Source organism: Priestia sp. GS2, assembly GCF_036409025.1.
GTDB lineage: Bacteria > Bacillota > Bacilli > Bacillales > Bacillaceae_H > Priestia > Priestia aryabhattai_A.
On the sequence record NZ_JAZGJX010000001.1, the window covers coordinates 171,052 to 190,211 of the forward strand.

Annotated in this window: 17 protein-coding genes; 16 read left to right on the top strand and 1 reads right to left on the bottom strand. The window is 36.8% G+C overall.

Features of this window, described 5'->3' with window-relative positions:
* Positions 1-302: 302 nt before the first annotated feature.
* Together pyk and V2145_RS00910 are read left to right on the top strand one after the other, a co-directional pair.
* Positions 303-2,063: a pyruvate kinase gene (gene pyk / locus V2145_RS00905; protein WP_094911876.1), complete on the top strand. Its 1,761-nt coding sequence runs from the start codon at positions 303-305 to the stop codon at positions 2,061-2,063.
* Positions 2,064-2,137: 74 nt separating this feature from the next.
* The gene (locus V2145_RS00910) at positions 2,138-2,527 is read left to right on the top strand and encodes an FxsA family protein (protein WP_094911875.1); all 390 of its coding nucleotides are present in this window, start codon (positions 2,138-2,140) and stop codon (positions 2,525-2,527) included.
* 72 nt (positions 2,528-2,599) lie between these two features.
* On the opposite strand, the gene ytvI is transcribed toward V2145_RS00910, so the two are convergent.
* On the bottom strand, positions 2,600-3,709 hold the full coding sequence (gene ytvI / locus V2145_RS00915; RefSeq protein WP_094911874.1) for a sporulation integral membrane protein YtvI: 1,110 nt from the start codon (positions 3,707-3,709) through the stop codon (positions 2,600-2,602).
* Between the two features lie 138 nt (positions 3,710-3,847).
* On the opposite strand from ytvI, the gene V2145_RS00920 reads away from it, so the two are divergent.
* From V2145_RS00920 to V2145_RS00985, 14 genes are all read left to right on the top strand, one after another.
* Positions 3,848-4,306, top strand: a complete 459-nt coding sequence (locus tag V2145_RS00920; protein WP_094911873.1) for a DUF441 domain-containing protein — start codon at positions 3,848-3,850, stop codon at positions 4,304-4,306.
* Between the two features lie 365 nt (positions 4,307-4,671).
* A complete protein-coding gene (gene citZ, locus V2145_RS00925; protein ID WP_094911872.1) occupies positions 4,672-5,790 on the top strand; it encodes a citrate synthase in 1,119 nt (372 codons plus the stop codon).
* A 91-nt stretch (positions 5,791-5,881) separates the two neighbouring features.
* Complete coding sequence (icd, locus tag V2145_RS00930) at positions 5,882-7,168, top strand: NADP-dependent isocitrate dehydrogenase (protein WP_131888378.1); 1,287 nt, start codon at positions 5,882-5,884, stop codon at positions 7,166-7,168.
* A 31-nt stretch (positions 7,169-7,199) separates the two neighbouring features.
* Entirely contained in the window at positions 7,200-8,138 is a 939-nt protein-coding gene (mdh, locus tag V2145_RS00935; RefSeq protein WP_094911870.1) for a malate dehydrogenase, read from the top strand.
* Between the two features lie 171 nt (positions 8,139-8,309).
* Positions 8,310-8,786, top strand: a complete 477-nt coding sequence (locus V2145_RS00940) for a MaoC/PaaZ C-terminal domain-containing protein (RefSeq protein WP_094911869.1) — start codon at positions 8,310-8,312, stop codon at positions 8,784-8,786.
* Positions 8,787-8,957: 171 nt separating this feature from the next.
* On the top strand, positions 8,958-9,674 hold the full coding sequence (locus V2145_RS00945) for a response regulator transcription factor (RefSeq protein ID WP_094911868.1): 717 nt from the start codon (positions 8,958-8,960) through the stop codon (positions 9,672-9,674).
* Positions 9,667-11,436: a two-component system histidine kinase PnpS gene (pnpS, locus tag V2145_RS00950; protein ID WP_094911867.1), complete on the top strand. Its 1,770-nt coding sequence runs from the start codon at positions 9,667-9,669 to the stop codon at positions 11,434-11,436. Before V2145_RS00945 ends, pnpS begins: the two co-directional genes overlap by 8 nt.
* A gap of 352 nt (positions 11,437-11,788) precedes the next feature.
* The gene (gene polA / locus V2145_RS00955; protein ID WP_330987259.1) at positions 11,789-14,413 is read left to right on the top strand and encodes a DNA polymerase I; all 2,625 of its coding nucleotides are present in this window, start codon (positions 11,789-11,791) and stop codon (positions 14,411-14,413) included.
* A gap of 33 nt (positions 14,414-14,446) precedes the next feature.
* On the top strand, positions 14,447-15,280 hold the full coding sequence (gene mutM, locus V2145_RS00960) for a DNA-formamidopyrimidine glycosylase (RefSeq protein ID WP_094911865.1): 834 nt from the start codon (positions 14,447-14,449) through the stop codon (positions 15,278-15,280).
* 61 nt (positions 15,281-15,341) lie between these two features.
* Positions 15,342-15,974, top strand: coding sequence for a sporulation membrane protein YtaF (gene ytaF / locus V2145_RS00965; protein WP_094911864.1), 633 nt, complete (start codon positions 15,342-15,344; stop codon positions 15,972-15,974).
* A gap of 21 nt (positions 15,975-15,995) precedes the next feature.
* Complete coding sequence (gene coaE, locus V2145_RS00970) at positions 15,996-16,592, top strand: dephospho-CoA kinase (RefSeq protein WP_131888373.1); 597 nt, start codon at positions 15,996-15,998, stop codon at positions 16,590-16,592.
* A gap of 154 nt (positions 16,593-16,746) precedes the next feature.
* The gene (locus V2145_RS00975; protein WP_094911862.1) at positions 16,747-17,778 is read left to right on the top strand and encodes a glyceraldehyde-3-phosphate dehydrogenase; all 1,032 of its coding nucleotides are present in this window, start codon (positions 16,747-16,749) and stop codon (positions 17,776-17,778) included.
* Between the two features lie 340 nt (positions 17,779-18,118).
* The gene (gene speD / locus V2145_RS00980; RefSeq protein WP_025907230.1) at positions 18,119-18,499 is read left to right on the top strand and encodes an adenosylmethionine decarboxylase; all 381 of its coding nucleotides are present in this window, start codon (positions 18,119-18,121) and stop codon (positions 18,497-18,499) included.
* A gap of 172 nt (positions 18,500-18,671) precedes the next feature.
* Complete coding sequence (locus V2145_RS00985; RefSeq protein ID WP_094911860.1) at positions 18,672-19,055, top strand: cytosolic protein; 384 nt, start codon at positions 18,672-18,674, stop codon at positions 19,053-19,055.
* The last annotated feature ends 105 nt before the right edge of the window (positions 19,056-19,160 follow it).

The window sequence follows — 19,160 nt, forward strand, 5'->3', positions numbered from 1 at the left end:
ATGCTTGTCAAATAGACGGGAATAGTAAAATCATTAGATAAACCAAGTTAATTGTAATGAAAAATCAACTCGTTAAGCGTAAAAATTATGCTATGAGTATACAATACATCATGTGTTGTGATAGTCTATTTACTGCTTACATAATAGTTTTTTCTTTGGTTTCAGTGAGCATATCATTGCCTGACTAAACTACATATTGCTGTTAGAGTTTAAAGTGAAAAGTAATTAGGCCAGTGACTTTGAGTGCAAAGTTTGTATTAATTGAGAAGCTTGGTTATACCACTATATAGGAGGAAGATAGAATGCGTAAAACAAAAATTGTAGGTACTATTGGTCCAGCAAGTGAGAGTGTAGAAAAGTTAGTTGAACTATTTAACTCTGGTTTAAATGTTTGTCGTTTAAACTTTTCACATGGTGATTTCGAAGAGCACGGTGCACGTATTGTTAACATTCGTGAAGCTGCTCAAAAGACAGGAAAAACAATTGGAATCTTACTTGATACAAAAGGTCCTGAAATCCGTACAAATACAATGGAAAATGGTGCAATCGATTTAGAAGAAGGTTCTGAGATCATCGTGTCTATGAAAGAAGTAGTAGGGACAACTGAAAAATTCTCAGTTACGTATCCTGGTCTAGTCGACGATGTACACCCAGGTTCTAAAATTCTTTTAGATGATGGTTTAATTGGACTTGAAGTATTAGAAGTTAATAAAGCTGCTGGTGAAATCAAAACAAAAGTATTGAACCCAGGTACTTTGAAAAATAAAAAAGGTGTTAACGTACCAAACGTAAGTGTAAACTTACCAGGTATCACAGAAAAAGACGCAAACGACATTGTGTTTGGAATCGAGCAAGGTCTTGACTTCATTGCTGCCTCTTTCGTTCGTCGTGCGTCAGATGTATTAGAAATTCGTGAGCTATTAGAAAAACATAATGCTACACACATTCAAATCATTTCAAAAATTGAGAACCAAGAAGGTGTCGATAACATCGACGAAATTCTTGAGGTGTCTGATGGTTTAATGGTTGCTCGTGGTGACTTAGGAGTAGAAATTCCTGCTGAAGAAGTACCATTAGTACAAAAAGATTTAATCAGAAAATGTAATGAGCTTGGTAAACCTGTTATCACTGCAACACAAATGCTTGATTCTATGCAACGTAATCCACGTCCAACTCGTGCAGAGGCAAGTGACGTAGCGAACGCAATCTTTGATGGTACAGATGCAATTATGCTATCAGGTGAAACTGCTGCTGGTTCTTATCCAATTGAAGCTGTTCAAACAATGCATTCGATTGCATCACGTGCAGAACAAGCACTTAACTACCGTGAAATTCTACAACAACGTAGTAAGCAAGTTGGTACATCAATTACAGATTCAATTGGTCAATCTGTAGGGCATACTGCACTTAACCTAAATGCAAGTGCAATCGTTGCTCCAACTGAAAGTGGATATACGGCAAAAATCGTTTCAAAATATCGTCCGCAATCTCCAATCGTAGCGGTAGCAGCAAACGATTCAGTAGCTCGTCGCTTAGCTTTAGTATGGGGCGTTACACCAGTTGTAGGTGAGCGTTGCACAAATATTGATGACATGTTAGAGCATGCTGTAAACGACGCTGTGAAAACGGGTATTGTATCACATGGTGATCTAGTTGTTATTACAGCTGGTGTACCTGTTGGAGAATCTGGTGCTACAAACCTAATGAAAGTACAAGTTGTAGGAGATGTGCTAGCAAAGGGTCAAGGAATCGGACGTAAGTCAGCAGTTGGCCAAGTAGTTGTAGCGAAAAGCGCAGCTGAAGCAAATGAAAAGATGACAGAAGGTGCAATTTTAGTTACAAACAGTACAGACCGCGACATGATTAGTGCAGTTGAAAAAGCAAGTGCATTAATCACAGAAGAAGGTGGCTTAACAAGCCATGCAGCTGTTGTAGGACTAAGCTTAAGCATTCCTGTCATTGTAGGCGTAGAAGGCGCAACAGCAACGTTCCAAGATGGACAAGATATTACAGTGGATTCAGCTCGTGGCGTTGTATATAACGGGCATGCAAGCGTTCTGTAAGTCATAAATAATTTATAAAGGAGAAGGTTTTTTACCTTCTCTTTTTCTATAGTCAGATAGAAGGAGAGTTGACGGTGAAATTTCTCGTTCCAATTTTAATTATTATTCCTGCTATCGAAATTACGTTATTGCTAACAGTAAGTTCAAAAATTGGTATTTTACCAACGTTTTTCTTAATTTTAGCAACAGGAATATTAGGGGCTTATTTAGCAAAGAAGCAAGGTGTAAAGACCTTACAGAGAGCAAGTCAGCAAATGAATTCTGGACAAGTTCCTGGCGATGCAATTGTAGATGGACTTTGTATTTTAATTGGTGGACTTTTATTATTGACGCCAGGCTTCTTTACCGATACAACGGGTTTTTTATTACTTATTCCGACAACAAGAAAATTTATCAAGCCAACTGTTATGAAGCTGTTTCAACGACTATTTCAAAACCGTAGCCGTTTTACAATTATTCGTTAATAATGAAAATTATAGCGTTCATTAAAAAAGAGTGTGCTGTCAATGAGAGAACTGTTCTCATGAAGCACACTTTTATTTTGCCATAATAAAGTTTTTGATATCGTGAAATATGCCGGCTGAATAGAGCGTACGAATAATAACTAGTAAGATAGGCCCGACAATTAATCCAAGAAAACCAATTAATTTAAAGCCGACAAACAAAGCAACTAAAGTAGCTAAAGGATCTAATCCAATACTAGATGATAGAATTTTCGGTTCCATAATTTGGCGTTGTACGATAACAACCAAGTATAAAACAGATAAACCAACAGCAAAGGAAATATTTCCAGTTGTAAACGCATAAATAATCCAAGGTACGAAAATGAGTCCAGTTCCTAGATAAGGTAATAAATCTACAAAGCCGATAAGTAAAGCGATGGTAATTGAATAATCGACTCGTAAAATGAGCAGACCAATAAGAACAATAATCGTTGTAATGGAAATAAGCGTGAGCTGAGCTTGGATAAATCCAAAGAGTGCTTTTTTTAGCTCTCCTACTACAGCTTCACTACTCTGTTTTACTTTTGGTGATAAAAAGCTTTTACTAAATGTAAGAAAACGATTCCAGTCTTTACTAATAAAGAAGGTAGCAAGTAAAGAAAAAATAACAACAGTTGCGATATTAGGGAGCCATCCGAGAAAAGTTGGAATGGCTTGTAAAAGTCGTTGTACAAAATCTCCTACATTTGTTGTAATACTACTGCCGACATTTTGAATATTTGTTAAAATAGTTTCTTGTTGATTATGGTTTAAACTGTTAAACATGGAAGCGATTTGGTTATAAAGAGGAATCAGTTTGCTGGCAATGAAATTTTCAATGTATACGATGACGGCTTCAAAATTATTTGGAACGACTTTTGCTAGATAGGTTGTACCAGCTATTATTTCAGTTACTAAGAGCGTAATTGAGCCTGCTAGAATGGAAAAAATAAGCATGATTGAAATGAGAACAGCAATGTAGCGTTTACACTTTAACTTACGCTCAAAAAAGTTTACGATTGGGTTCATGAAGAGTGCAATGATAAAGGCAATGATGAATGGATAAAGCAGCGTTGAAAGGTAATAAGCGACTAGAAACGTGACGGTTAAACCAGTCAATAAAATCACGGTGCGTAAAAAGCGAATCCAATAGATCTTAGGCAAGTAGTTAACAACCTCCTTTAAAAGTGGTTTTGTTAGTATTTTACAACTTTTATGAAAGAGTGAAAAGAAAAAAGTGAGGTTTTCACTAGAAAATAAAGTTCAAATAAGTATCAAAGTAATGAAAGGAAGGGGAAACAAATGTTTTCACAGCCAGTTATGTTTTTAGCTATTTTATTCGTTATAGGATTAATTGCAAAAAATCAGTCGTTAATCATAGCAGTAGGTTTCTTATTAGTTATTAAATTAATAGGTCTAGACGGTAAAGTATTCCCTTACTTACAGTCTAAAGGAATCAATCTAGGGGTAACCGTTATTACAGTTGCGGTATTAGTACCGATTGCAACAGGTGATATTGGTTTTAAACAATTGGGAGAAGCTATCAAATCCTCATATGCATGGGTTGCATTAGCTGCTGGAATCCTAGTGGCAATTATTGCTAAATATGGACTGACTTTATTGTCGGAAGATCCTCATATCACAACGGCTCTTGTATTTGGTACAATCCTAGCTGTGGCGCTATTCCAAGGAGTTGCAGTAGGACCTCTGATTGGTGCTGGAATTGCCTATTTATTTATTAAAATTACAGAGTTATTTTAGTAGAAATTTTTTTATAATAACAATTTTTTTAAAATTTATTTACTCTTTTCATTCACAAAAGTCAGATAATTGTTTATAATATAGTTTGAAGCCGCATCTCATTACATACAATTGTATGGTATAACGTATACGATAAAACAACTAAAAAAGCATACTAGATAGCATATTTTCTTTATGTTATTTAGCAATACGAAAATGTAAGCATTTTCTTTTTTTATCAGGGTCTTAAGAAAACCCTATGAGAAACGATGCGCTTCTATAGAAATGTCTTATGTGATGTGGAATTGAGCCAGCGCTCAATTAATTTATTTTCGTATGTACAATAGGGTGTATGGGGAAATCTTTTCTGTAAAGGAGATGGGAATATGACTGCGACTCGAGGTTTAGAGGGAGTTGTTGCGACAACTTCAGCGGTAAGCTCCATTATTGACGACACGCTAACTTATCGTGGTTACAATATTGATGATTTAGCAGACTATGCTACATTTGAAGAAGTAGTTTATTTGCTTTGGCATGGAAAATTACCAAATAAAGAAGAGTTATCTATTTTTTCTAGGTTACTAGCAGAGAATGCTAAATTACCTCATGAAGTATTAGATCATTTCAAAACATATCCAATCAAAGATGTTCATCCAATGGCAGCTTTAAGAACAGCCGTGTCACTAATTGGTCTGTACGATCCAGAAGCAGACCTAATGGATGAAGAAGCTAATTATCGTAAGGCAGTTCGCCTACAAGCCAAATTACCAACAATTGTAACAGCCTTTTCACGCATTCGAAAAGGAATGGATCCAATTGAACCGAACGAAAACTATAGCATTGCTGCTAACTTCTTGTACATGTTAACGGGTAATGAACCGACTGACATTGAAGTTGAAGCATTTAATAAAGCACTTGTCTTACACGCTGACCATGAACTAAATGCATCGACATTTACCGCTCGTGTCTGTGTAGCAACTCTTTCAGATATTTATTCTGGCATTACAGCAGCAATCGGAGCCTTAAAAGGTCCTCTTCATGGTGGTGCAAATGAAGCTGTTATGAAAATGCTATCTGATATTGAAACGGTAGAAAATGCAGAGCCTTATATTCGCAGTAAGTTAGCAAATAAAGAGAAGATTATGGGCTTTGGTCACCGTGTGTATCAGCAAGGAGATCCACGTGCTAAACATTTGAGGGAGATGTCTGAGAAGCTTACAAAACAAGCTGGAGACGCTACTCTTTATGAAATGTCTGTAAAGATTGAAGAAATTGTTACAAGTGAGAAGAAGCTGCCACCAAACGTAGACTTCTATTCTGCTTCTGTCTATCACAGCTTAGGAATTGATCATGATTTGTTTACACCAATCTTTGCGGTAAGCCGTGTATCAGGTTGGGTAGCGCATATTTTAGAACAGTATTCAAACAATCGATTAATTCGTCCACGTGCCGATTATATCGGTGAAGGAAAACAAGCGTATATCCCGATTGAGCAAAGAGATTAACTTTTATGTGAGAAAGTGCTCAGCGTGAGTTGAGCACTTTATAATAAGCTACTAAGCTAATAAGCTTTAAAACTTCAAGGGGGTTATTTTTATGACAAACGGACAAAAAATTACGGTAACAAACGGAGTGTTAAATGTACCTAACAACCCAGTAATTCCATATATCGAAGGAGACGGAATTGGTCCAGATATTTGGGCAGCAGCATCTCGTGTATTAGAAGCAGCTGTTGAAAAAGCATATGATGGCGAAAAAGAAATTGTTTGGAAAGAAGTATTAGCAGGGGAAAAAGCATTTAACGAAACTGGCGAGTGGTTACCAGCTGAAACATTAGATGTTATTCGTGAGTACATAATCGCGATTAAGGGACCATTAACAACGCCAGTAGGTGGTGGAATCCGTTCACTAAACGTTGCTTTACGTCAAGAGTTAGATCTATTTACTTGCTTACGTCCAGTGCGTTATTTCGAAGGTGTTCCATCACCAATTAAACGTCCAGAAGATACGGATATGGTTATCTTCCGTGAAAATACAGAAGATATCTATGCTGGTATTGAGTATGCAAAAGGTTCTGAAGAAGTTCAAAAGTTAATCAACTTCTTACAAACTGAAATGGGTGTTAACAAAATCCGCTTCCCTGAAACATCAGGTATTGGTATTAAACCAGTATCATCTGAGGGTACAGAGCGCTTAGTACGCGGAGCAATTAACTATGCAATCGAGCACGGTCGTAAGTCTGTAACCCTTGTTCATAAAGGGAACATCATGAAGTTCACTGAAGGTGCCTTCAAAAACTGGGGTTATGAACTAGCTGAAAAAGAATTCGGCGATAAAGTATTTACTTGGGCTCAATATGACCGCATCGTTGAAAAAGACGGAAAAGACGCTGCAAATAAAGCACAAGCAGAAGCAGAAGCTGCTGGAAAAATTATCGTAAAAGATTCAATTGCAGATATCTTCTTACAACAAATTTTAACACGCCCTCGTGAATTTGATGTAGTTGCAACAATGAACTTAAACGGTGATTACATTTCGGATGCTTTAGCTGCACAAGTAGGTGGAATTGGTATTGCACCAGGTGCCAACATTAACTATGAAACTGGACATGCAATCTTTGAAGCAACACATGGTACTGCTCCTAAGTATGCGGGTCTAGACAAAGTAAATCCTTCATCTGTATTATTATCAGGTGTGTTAATGCTAGAGCATTTAGGTTGGACTGAAGCAGCTGCGCTTGTAATGGAATCAATGGAAAAAACAATTGCTTCTCAAGTAGTAACATATGATTTTGCTCGTTTAATGGATGGAGCAAAAGAAGTAAAATGCTCTGAATTTGCAGATGAGTTAATTAAAAACTTAGGAAATCAAGTAACAGTATAATAGTAAAAGAGAACGATTTGGGGGAATTAACATGTCAAACAAACGAAAAAAAGTCTCAGTTATTGGTGCTGGCTTTACAGGTGCAACAACTGCGTTTTTGATCGGACAAAAAGAGTTAGCTGACGTTGTATTGGTGGATATTCCACAGGCAGAAAACCCAGCTAAAGGTAAAGCGTTGGATATGTTAGAAGCAAGCCCAGTACAAGGTTTTGATGCTAATATTACAGGAACAGCCAACTATGAAGATACAGCTGATTCTGATGTTGTCATTATTACAGCTGGTATTGCACGTAAGCCTGGTATGAGTCGTGACGATTTAGTTACGACAAACCAAAAGGTAATGAAGTCTGTAACGCAAGAAATTGTTAAATACTCACCAAATTGTTATATTATTGTGTTAACAAACCCAGTTGATGCGATGACTTATACAGTATTTAAAGAATCTGGATTTCCAAAAAATCGTGTAATTGGTCAGTCTGGTGTACTAGATTCAGCTCGTTTCCGTACATTTGTCGCGCAGGAACTGAATGTCTCAGTTAAGGACGTTACTGGCTTTGTACTAGGGGGACACGGTGACGATATGGTTCCTCTTGTACGTTATTCATACGCAGGTGGAATTCCACTTCAAACGTTAATTCCACAAGACCGCTTAAATGCTATTGTGGAGCGTACGCGTAAAGGTGGCGGTGAGATTGTGAATCTTCTAGGAAATGGTAGTGCTTATTATGCACCTGCTGCAGCTCTATTGGAAATGACAGAAGCTATCCTAAAAGATCAGCGTCGTATTTTACCTACAATTGCGTATTTAGAAGGTGAATATGGTTATAGTGGTATCTACCTTGGCGTACCAACAGTTCTGGGGGCAAATGGTATTGAGCAAGTAATTGAGTTAGAGCTAACTGAACAAGAAAAAGCAGCTCTAGATCAATCTGCTGATTCAGTTAAAAACGTGATGAGCGTTCTTATCTAATAAGTAAGAAAGCACTGATTAAACAAAAGCATCATTTATAAAAGAAAAACAGGAAAATTCGAGGGAAACCTCGAATTTTTTTGTTGTAGAAGCTTCACTATCTTATACAAGAACTGTTCGTGTAATTCGTGGTTGTTTCTACAAGCTACAAATAGAAAGGATGAAGTAGCAATGGTGCTAGGGAAAAAACAAAAGATTGGAAGAACTATAAAACAAATTCAAGTTGGTGAAAAGCTTTCACTTACTGAACGCATAGAGGATAAAGATATTCTCTTATATCTAGGTCTAACCAATGACGCCAATCCCCTCTATATTCAGCATGATTATGCTGCACAAACAGTATTTAAAAAGCCAATTGTTCCAGCAATCATGATCAATGGAATGATGACAGCTGCTATCTCCAAATACCTGCCAGGTCCGGGAAGTCATGTTTTAAAGCAAACCGTCTCATTTCCTAAGCGTATTTACCACTACAGTACAGTTGAATTTTTATTTGAAGTAGTTGATAAAAATATGGAAGAAAAGACAATTACAATTGACGTACAAGCAACAGATGAAAACGAAGAAAGTGTTGTACAAGCTCAATTTATTGTATGTCCTCCTCAAGAGCTATCCATTGCGGAGACACATGAGTTTGAGAACTTTTAATGCGGTGACAAACAGGCCTCCTTTTCAATTAGGGGGCTTGTTTATTGGCATAATATTATGAAATGCCTTTGAGAACTTTAAAGAATCAGTGTATGATAATGACATACATATAGATAAAATAATGGATGAAGTGGCGTTTAAAATGAATTGATGGAGGCTTATGTTACGAACATGAATAAGAGATTATTAGTAGTAGACGATGAACAGTCAATCTCAACATTATTACAGTATAACCTGCAGCAAGCTGGTTTTGAGGTTAGCACAGCAATGGATGGAGAAGAAGGGTACAATAAAGCACTGGAAGAAAATCCAGATTTAATCGTGTTAGACTTAATGCTTCCCAAAATGGATGGAATTGAAGTGTGTAAAAAGCTTAGACAGCAGAAAGTTATGACGCCTATTTTAATGTTAACGGCTAAGGATGATGAGTTTGATAAAGTGTTAGGCTTAGAACTTGGAGCAGATGACTATATGACCAAACCTTTCAGTCCACGAGAGGTTGTTGCTCGGGTGAAGGCCATACTTCGTCGTTCGCAAATTAGTAATCAAGCGGATCAGGAAGAAGAAGATGGAGAAAGAATTTTTATTGGAGACTTAAAAATTCTTCCTGAGCATTACGAAGCTTATTTTCAACAAGAGCAGCTAGAATTAACGCCAAAAGAGTTTGAACTACTATTATATTTATCAAAACATAAAGGACGGGTGTTAACTCGTGATCAGTTGTTAAGTGCTGTTTGGAACTATGATTTTGCTGGTGATACACGCATCGTAGATGTCCATATTAGTCATTTGCGTGAAAAAATTGAAAGCAATACAAGAAAGCCTATTTATATTAAAACGATTCGTGGTTTAGGGTATAAGTTGGAGGAACCAAAGGTAGATGAATAAGTTCCGCTCGCGCTTACTTTTTGCACTGCTAACCTTAATTATTGTGGTACTGGTTTGTTTAGGCTTATTATTAGCTCAGCTCTTTAAAAACTTCTATTTTCAAACCTTTCAAGAACGTATGGAAAAAGAAGCTGAGCTTGTAGAACTTTTTATTGGTAAAGAAGGCCTGACAAATCCAACTCTGCAAGAAAATGTAGATTCAATTAGTGAGTCATTAAGTGTTCGAGCAACTGTTATTAATAATGATGGCACAATTCTTGTAGATTCAAACGCAAGTAGTGACAGTGGTTCTTTGGAAAACACTAGGATACTCCAAGAGGTAATAAAGAAGCAAAGCATGAATAAGGAAGCGTTCAGTCGTATTGAAGAAAACCATGATCTCTATTACTATGGCGTACCGCTTGTCATTGATGGTGAGAAAGAAGGTTTTGTTGTTTTAAGTACCTCTTTTGCATCGTTAAATCAAGTGAATCAACAAATATGGGGACTGTTAATTGGGAGTCTTGGCGTTGCGTTAATCGTCATTTTATTACTAGGAATAAAGATAATGAATCGCTATACGAGACCAATTGAATCTGCTACTCAGGTAGCCATGGAGTTAGCAAGAGGCAATTATAAAGCTCGTACCTATGAAGATTATATGGATGAAACAGGAATGTTAAGTCAGTCCATCAATGCTTTAGCTCGCAATTTACAAGAGTTAATTCGTAGTCAAGAGATGCAACAAGATCGCTTGCGGACGCTCATTGAAAATATGGGTAGCGGGATGATTTTAATTGATAGTCGCGGCTATATTAACCTAGTAAATCGAGCTTATAAAGAACAGTTCCAAATAAAGATGGATGATTTCTTATATCATCTTTATTATGAAGTGTTTGAACATAAAGAAGTGGTTTCTCTAGTAGAAGAGATTTTTATGACAGAAGTAAAAGTTCGCAAGCATGTTGTACTCTCTAGGAATATTGAGCGTCGTCACTATGATGTATATGGAGCACCAATTATTGGGTTAAATGATGAATGGAAAGGGATTGTTCTTGTCTTTCATGACATAACAGAACTTAAGAAACTAGAGCAAGTTCGTCGAGATTTTGTTGCTAACGTATCTCATGAGTTAAAAACACCTATCACATCAATTAAAGGGTTTAGTGAGACGCTTTTAGATGGAGCTATGGAGGAACCTGAGCTAAGAAAGCAATTTCTATCGATTATCATGAATGAAAGTCAACGGATGGAAACGTTAATACAAGATTTATTAGATTTATCAAAAGTGGAACAGCAAGGTTTTCAGTTAACCGTTCAAACTATTAATATTAATACGCTTCTTTACGAAATTGTTATGGTTCTTTCTAATCGAGCAAAAGAGCGAGAAGTTGATCTTCAAATCGAAACATTGGAAGAGGAATGTTTAATTGAAGGAGATATCCAGCGGTTAACCCAAGTTTTTATGAATTTAATTAGTAATGCACTGAATTATACGATGCCAAGCGGAAAAGTGCATATTCAAATTGAAGAGAAATTAGAAACGGTCCTTGTTCATATCACTGATACAGGGATTGGCATCGCTCAAGAAGAAATTCCTCGGATTTTTGAACGCTTTTACCGGGTGGATAAAGCAAGAAGTAGAAACTCCGGTGGTACAGGTCTTGGACTAGCTATTGTCAAGCATCTTGTAGAAGCACATAAAGGACACATTGACGTACAGAGTAAAGTAAATGAAGGGACAACCTTTTCTGTCACATTAAACAAATACTTAGAAAACTAAGCAAATGTTTACGCTCCTTTTACAAAGTGTTTAAGGAAGCTTAATATAAGCTTGTTATACTTTTCTATGGAAACCCCTTCATCCAAGGAGCCAATTTTGGAAGACGAAAGGAGTCTTCATACTTCTTTCGTCTATTTTTTTATGACATAAGACAAAGGCATTATTCTATAAAGGATAATGCCTTTTTTGTTTATACCATTTATAATTGAGGCGCATTCCTCGTTCAAATTATGTATGAAACTAGTTTCTGGTAAAAAACTAACTGTAATTAGATAGATTAGTTTTTGTTGTTAAGAGGGAACTTTTGATAAAATAGAATAAACGTTCTTTTTTTTGAAATGGAGGATTATTCATGTCCAAGAAATTAGTATTAATAGACGGCAATAGTATTGCATATCGTGCATTTTTTGCTCTGCCTTTACTGAATAATGATAAAGGTATACATACAAACGCCATTTACGGATTTACAACGATGTTAATGCGCATTTTAGAAGAGGAGAAACCAACACATCTTCTTGTTGCATTTGATGCTGGCAAAACAACGTTTCGTCATAAAACATTTACAGAGTATAAAGGTGGAAGACAAAAAACGCCGCCTGAGTTATCAGAGCAATTTCCATTTATTCGAGACTTGCTAGATGCTTACGGAATTAAGCGCTATGAGCTAGAGAATTACGAAGCCGATGACATTATCGGTACATTGGCAACACAAGCTGAAAAAGAGAACTTTGAAGTGAAAGTAATTTCAGGTGATAAAGATTTACTTCAGCTTGTTTCAGAACACATAACAGTCGGTATCACGCGAAAAGGCATTACAGATGTTGATGCCTATACTCCAGCTTTAATTGATGAGAAGTATGGAATTAAGGCTATGCAAATAATTGATATGAAGGGGCTTATGGGGGACTCTTCTGACAACATTCCGGGTGTTCCTGGAGTTGGAGAAAAGACGGCTCTGAAATTGTTAAAAGAGTTTGGTACAGTTGAAAACGTCTTGGAATCGATCGATCAAGTAAGTGGTAAAAAATTAAAAGAAAAGCTATCGGATAACAAAGAGCAGGCACTCATGAGCAAAGAGCTTGCTACAATCGACACAAACGCACCCATTGAAGTGAGCTTGGAAAGCGTTTTGTATGAAGGTGAAAATAGTGAAAAGCTTCTAGCATTATTTAAAGAGCTCGGCTTTAATTCCTTGTTAGATAAATTTGGTGGCGATTCAGAGGATAGCAATTCTTTTGAAGAGCTTGAACATAAGATAGTGCAAAGTGTAGACAAAAATATACTAACCAAAGACGCTGCGCTTGTTGTGGAAGGGTATGAAGAGAATTATCATCGTGATCAGCTGTTAGGCTTTGGTATTAGCAATGAAAACGGCCACTTTTTCATTGAAAAATCAGTAGCCTTAGAGTCTTCTGAATTTGTAAACTGGCTGCAGGATGCATCAATGAAAAAGACCGTATTTGATGGAAAAAGAATGGTTGTCGCGATGCGTTGGGAAGGCTATGAGATTAAAGGAATTGAACAAGATATCATGATTGCTTCCTATATCTTAAACCCTGCGGAAGCCAACGATGATTTAGCTACAATTGCTAAGTTAAAAGGCTATACGCAAGTAAACTCTGATGAAGCAGTATATGGAAAAGGTGCAAAGAAATCTGTACCTGAAGTAGATGAATTAGCAGAACATGTTGCTAGAAAAGCTGCAGCGCTTCGATTTTTAAAAGAAAAGCTGCTAACAGAGCTAAAAGAAAATGAGCAATATGACTTATATGAACAGCTTGAGATGCCCCTGTCATTTGTATTAGCTGACATGGAATATCAAGGAGTGAAAATTGACCACAACCGACTAGATGAGTTAGGGAAAACTATTCATGAGCGCTTGAAGGAATTAGAAGCTACTATTTATAGTTACGCTGGAGAAGAATTTAACATTAATTCAACGAAGCAGCTGGGAGTTATATTGTTTGAAAAGCTTGAGCTTCCCGTTATTAAAAAGACAAAAACGGGCTATTCTACTTCTGCAGATGTGTTGGAACAGTTGGCTAATAAGCATGAAATTATCCAAGAAATCTTAGAATACCGTCAGCTTGGTAAGCTTCAGTCTACATATGTGGAAGGGCTAAAGAAAGTCATTCATTCTGATGAAAAAGTTCATACGCGTTTTAATCAAACGTTAACGCAAACAGGACGGTTAAGTTCAGTTGATCCTAATTTGCAAAATATCCCTATCCGCTTGGAAGAAGGGAAAAAAATACGTTCAGCTTTTGTTCCTTCTCAGAAAGATTGGGTAATCTTTGCCGCCGATTATTCTCAAATCGAGCTGCGTGTCTTAGCACATATTGCAGCGGATGAAAAACTAATTGAGGCATTTACAGAAGATCTAGATGTTCATACGAAAACGGCTATGGATGTGTTCCACGTAGCAAAAGAAGATGTGACGTCGAATATGAGACGTCAAGCAAAAGCGGTTAACTTCGGGATAGTGTATGGCATTAGTGATTATGGGTTATCACAGAATCTCGGCATTACGCGAAAAGAAGCAGCAAAGTTTATTGAGCGCTACTTAGAAAGTTTTCCTGGAGTTCAAGAATATATGGCAGACATTATACGTCAAGCGAAAGAAACAGGCTATGTAACGACTTTATTGCACCGTCGTCGCTACCTACCTGAGATTACAAGCCGCAACTTCAATCTCAGAAGTTTTGCTGAGAGAACGGCTATGAACACACCTATTCAAGGAACAGCTGCTGATATTATCAAAAAAGCAATGCTCGAGATGGCTAAGCGATTAAAAGAAGAAAATTTAGAAACCAAGCTTCTTCTTCAAGTACATGATGAGCTTATCTTTGAAGCACCGAAACATGAAATTGAAATTCTTGAACGCATTGTTCCAGAAGTAATGGAAAGCGCACTGAAATTAGATGTACCTTTAAAGGTAGATTATTCATACGGTGCTACTTGGTTTGATGCTAAGTAAACAACAATGAACTAGCAAAGAGAGGTGGATAAGGTGCCGGAATTACCAGAGGTTGAAACGGTTCGCCGCACGCTCATTCATTTAGTAAAAGGAAAAACAATTGATGAAGTAAAAGTAACTTGGTCAAATATCATTAAGCGACCAGTTGATGTTGAACAGTTTTGTGACGCACTAAAGGGACAGACGATTCTAGATGTACACCGTCGAGGTAAATTTTTGAAAATTATCTTAGATGACTACGTATTGGTTTCTCATCTCCGAATGGAAGGGAAGTACGCTCTTGCTGAAAAGGATGAACCGATTGATAAGCATACGCATGTTATCTTTTTGTTTACCGATGGTACGCAGTTAAGGTACAAAGATGTACGGAAATTTGGGACTATGCATTTATTTCAGCCAGGAGAAGAAGAATCATCACTACCCCTAAGTATACTTGGTCCAGAGCCTTTTGAAGCGCTGTTTACAGCTGAAGTTCTAAAAAAACGAATCGGTCGAACGACCCGAAAAATTAAGGCGGTCTTATTAGATCAACAAGTGGTCGTTGGTCTTGGAAATATTTATGTGGATGAAGCACTGTTTCGAGCTCGTATACATCCTGAACGTGTAGCAAGCGAGCTCACCGATGAAGAGCTGGACCGTTTGCATAAAGAAATAGTAGCAACTCTACAGGAAGCGGTTGAAAAAGGCGGAAGCACCATTCGGTCCTACGTAAACACTCAAGGAGAGATGGGAATGTTTCAGCTTCAGCTTTATGTTTATGGGAAAAAAGACCAACCTTGTGCTATATGTGGCACCCCGATTAGAAAATATGTAGTAGCGGGAAGAGGTACGCATATTTGTCCAAGTTGCCAGAAGCTTGAAGAATAATAACAATGGATGGGCTCCTTTCATATACTTTAGATAGATGAAATGGAAGGAGCTCTTTAAGATGATTTCACTTTCTTTAATACTAGTAGCTTTTGCAGTAAGCCTAGATAGCTTCAGCGTAGGATTAACATACGGATTGAGAAAACTTAAAATTCCGTTTAAATCAATTTTAATCATTGCATGTTGTTCCGCGTTTACATTAACTCTTGCAATGTTTGTCGGTAAAATGATTACTCACTTATTTTCTCCGGCTGCGCTTGACACCATTGGTGGTATTATCTTTGTATTGTTGGGCATGTGGATTTTGTATCAATTTTTTCGTCCTGAAGATGAGGAAACAGCAAAGTTGGAAGAAAAGATTATTTTTAAAGTGGAAATAAAATCTATTGGGTTGGTTATTAACATTTTGAAAAAGCCGACGACAGCAGATTTAGATAAATCCGGCTCTATTACGGGAGTTGAAGCGTTAATTTTAGGTATTGCGTTATCGTTGGATGCATTTGGAGCTGGAATAGCAGCAGCTTTATTAGGCTATTCTCCAATTATATTGGCCATTGCCGTAGCAGCAATGAGTTTTATTTTTCTTACATTAGGAATTCAAATTGGAAAATGGTTTTCTAAATTAGCTTGGATGAGGATGTTTTCATTTGTACCAGGTGTTGTATTGATTTTAATGGGGATATTTAGATTATAAGAATTAAAAAGGGAGAACATTATGACGATTGTTGTTGGTTTAACGGGTGGAATTGCTAGTGGAAAAAGTACGGTTGCAGCCATATTCCGTGAAATGAGTATACCGGTTATTGATGCTGATCAAATTGCAAAAGAAGTCGTTCAGAACGGTAGAGCGGCTTATAGTAAAATTGTTGAGACGTTTGGAAAAGGCATTTTACAAGAAGATTTAGAAATTAATCGTGCTGCTCTTGGTCAGATTATCTTTCATAATGAACAGGAACGTCAAAAGCTAAATTCAATTGTACACCCGGAAGTTCGAAAGGAAATGTTAAAGCAAAAAGAGCAGCTGATTGCTGAGCAATATCAGCTAGTTGTGTTGGATATTCCGCTTTTGTTTGAAAGCAAATTAACGTATCTGGTAGACCAAGTTGTTGTTGTCCATGTAAATGAACTTGTGCAGCTTGAGCGACTACAGAAGCGAAATAACCTTTCTAAAGAAGATGCATTAGCAAGAATTAAGTCTCAGCTGCCTTTAACTGAAAAGGCAAAGATGGCAGATTTTATAGTTAATAATAATGGAAGTATAGCTGAAACAAAAGAACAAGTGATAAAACTTGTATCAAAATTAACAAATTGAGCTGGAGAGAAGTCATTCTTTCCAGCTTTTTTTAATATATGTAGAATAAGACAATAAAATAATGTGCAATAATTCTTCATTTTAAAATTATTTATGTTATACTATTTTGTATAAAAGGTTAAATAGTATAACATATTTGTTAGGGGGAACAGCCATGAAAGCACGAATTGCAATTAATGGTTTTGGGAGAATTGGAAGAATGGTTTTTCGAACAGCAATTGAAGAGGAGAAGTTAGATATTGTTGCAATTAATGCAAGCTATCCTGCAGAAACATTAGCACATTTAATTAAATATGACTCTATTCATGGTCCATTTAATGGAGAAGTTATTTGTGAAACAGATGCGTTGATTGTAAATGGTAAAAGAATTCAACTGCTTGACTCGCGAGACCCACTCTTATTACCGTGGAAACAGTTGCAAATTGATCTAGTGATTGAAGCAACTGGGAAATTTAACTCTAGAGAAAAAGCACAGTTACATATTGAGGCTGGTGCTCAAAAAGTTGTCTTAACAGCACCTGGTAAAGATGAAGATGTCACGATTGTAATGGGGGTAAATGAAAAGGTATTGGATGTGCATAAGCACCATATTATCTCAAATGCATCTTGTACGACAAACTGCCTAGCGCCTGTTGTGAAAGTATTAGACGAAGCTTTCACCATTGAGAACGGATTGATGACAACAGTTCACGCATATACGAATGATCAAAAAAATATTGATAATCCACATAAAGATTTGCGACGCGCGCGCGCATGCGGTCAGTCCATTATCCCTACAACAACTGGGGCTGCCAAAGCATTATCGCTGGTGCTTCCTCATCTCAGTGGGAAATTACATGGTATGGCGCTGCGGGTTCCAACGCCAAATGTCTCGCTTGTCGACCTTGTTGTCGATGTTAGGAAAGCGGTAACAAAAGAAGCGGTGAATGAAATGTTTATTCAATCGGCAGAGGGTCCCTTACAAGGCATATTGGCATTTACAACAGAACCATTAGTATCAATTGATTTCAATACAAACCCTCATTCAGCAATCATTGACGGCTTATCAACGATGGTCATGGATGAACATAAAATTAAAGTATTAGCGTGGTACGATAATGAATGGGGATACTCACAAAGAGTAGTCGATTTGGTGAAATATATTACAGCAGAAATGATTCAAAATTCAAAGCTAAAAGTTGGATAAAAAAGCGAGGCAATCATGCCTCGCTTTTTGTGTTTGAATTCATTGTTTGTTCTAATTAAGATAGGGAACTAATAAATGAGAGGTCTTAAGAAAGCGGTGGGGCAGAGAATAAATTGTGTTTAGCTACAGATTGTAAATTTAAATAAAATCACGTGTTGCAAAATAAGTCTAAACAAAGTATACTATGTTTCGTGAACTTCTTGTGTACCTTTCGGTTATGTATCTACTTAAAGGGTTAGGACCTCTCTGGACTAACTTTCCCCCGTGGTAGTTAACATGCTATATGGCGAAAGAATTTCATATTTAACGATTAAAAATTGTTAAAGGGGGAAATATCATTATGGAAACAATGGGTCGTCACGTTATCTCAGAATTATGGGGTTGTGATTTCGATAAGTTGAATGATATGGATTATATTGAAAAAACGTTTGTAGATGCAGCATTAAAGACTGGAGCGGAAGTTCGTGAGGTTGCTTTTCATAAGTTTGCACCTCAGGGTGTAAGTGGGGTTGTTATTATCTCAGAATCACACTTAACTATTCACAGCTTTCCAGAGCATGGATATGCAAGTATCGATGTATACACATGTGGAGACTTAGATCCAACAATCGCTGCTGACTATATTGCAGATGAACTAAATGCTCAAACACGTGAGACAATTGAAGTGCCACGTGGAATGGGTCCTGTACAAGTAAAGCAAACGAAAGCAAATGTACTTTAATAGTATAAAACAAAGCTAAGACAATTAGGGACTGCTCTATAAATTGGACTCGCCATTTATAGACAGTCCTTTTTAGATACAAAAATATCGTTTATCCATTATAATAAAGAAAGTAGCTAGTATATTTTTAATAGCTATAGCGATTATTTTGATAAAAAGGAGTCTATACAACATGGGGATTATTCAAAAAGTAAAGTCAGTTTTTTCGAATCATTCTGAAACTAGAGACCACCACGAGAATCCAAAGTTACAAACACATTACTATAAATCAACAGCCTCTCAAACATTTACTCAGGTGCAAAATTTATTGAAGAATATGAATGGAGTAGAGATTTTAGCTGCTTATGAAGAGCGTGGAGAGATTAGTTTAAACGTATCTAAGGGGCGAAAAGCATTTGTTGTTATTACGATTATTTCATTACGACCTTTTGAAACCGCTATCGATTTTTCGGTTACAACGGAATCAAAAGTGATGCCATTCGATTTTGGGTATAGTAAAGAATTAATCATCTTTTTTTATAAGCATTTTGATCAGCATTTGATTGCTATTAAGTAAGGGAAATAAAGTATATTGAATAAATAAAGCTGTATAACGCCTTTATCTATTGGAAAACAAATGTTTTAGGAAATAAAATTTCAGAATTCATTCTCCTTCACTTGT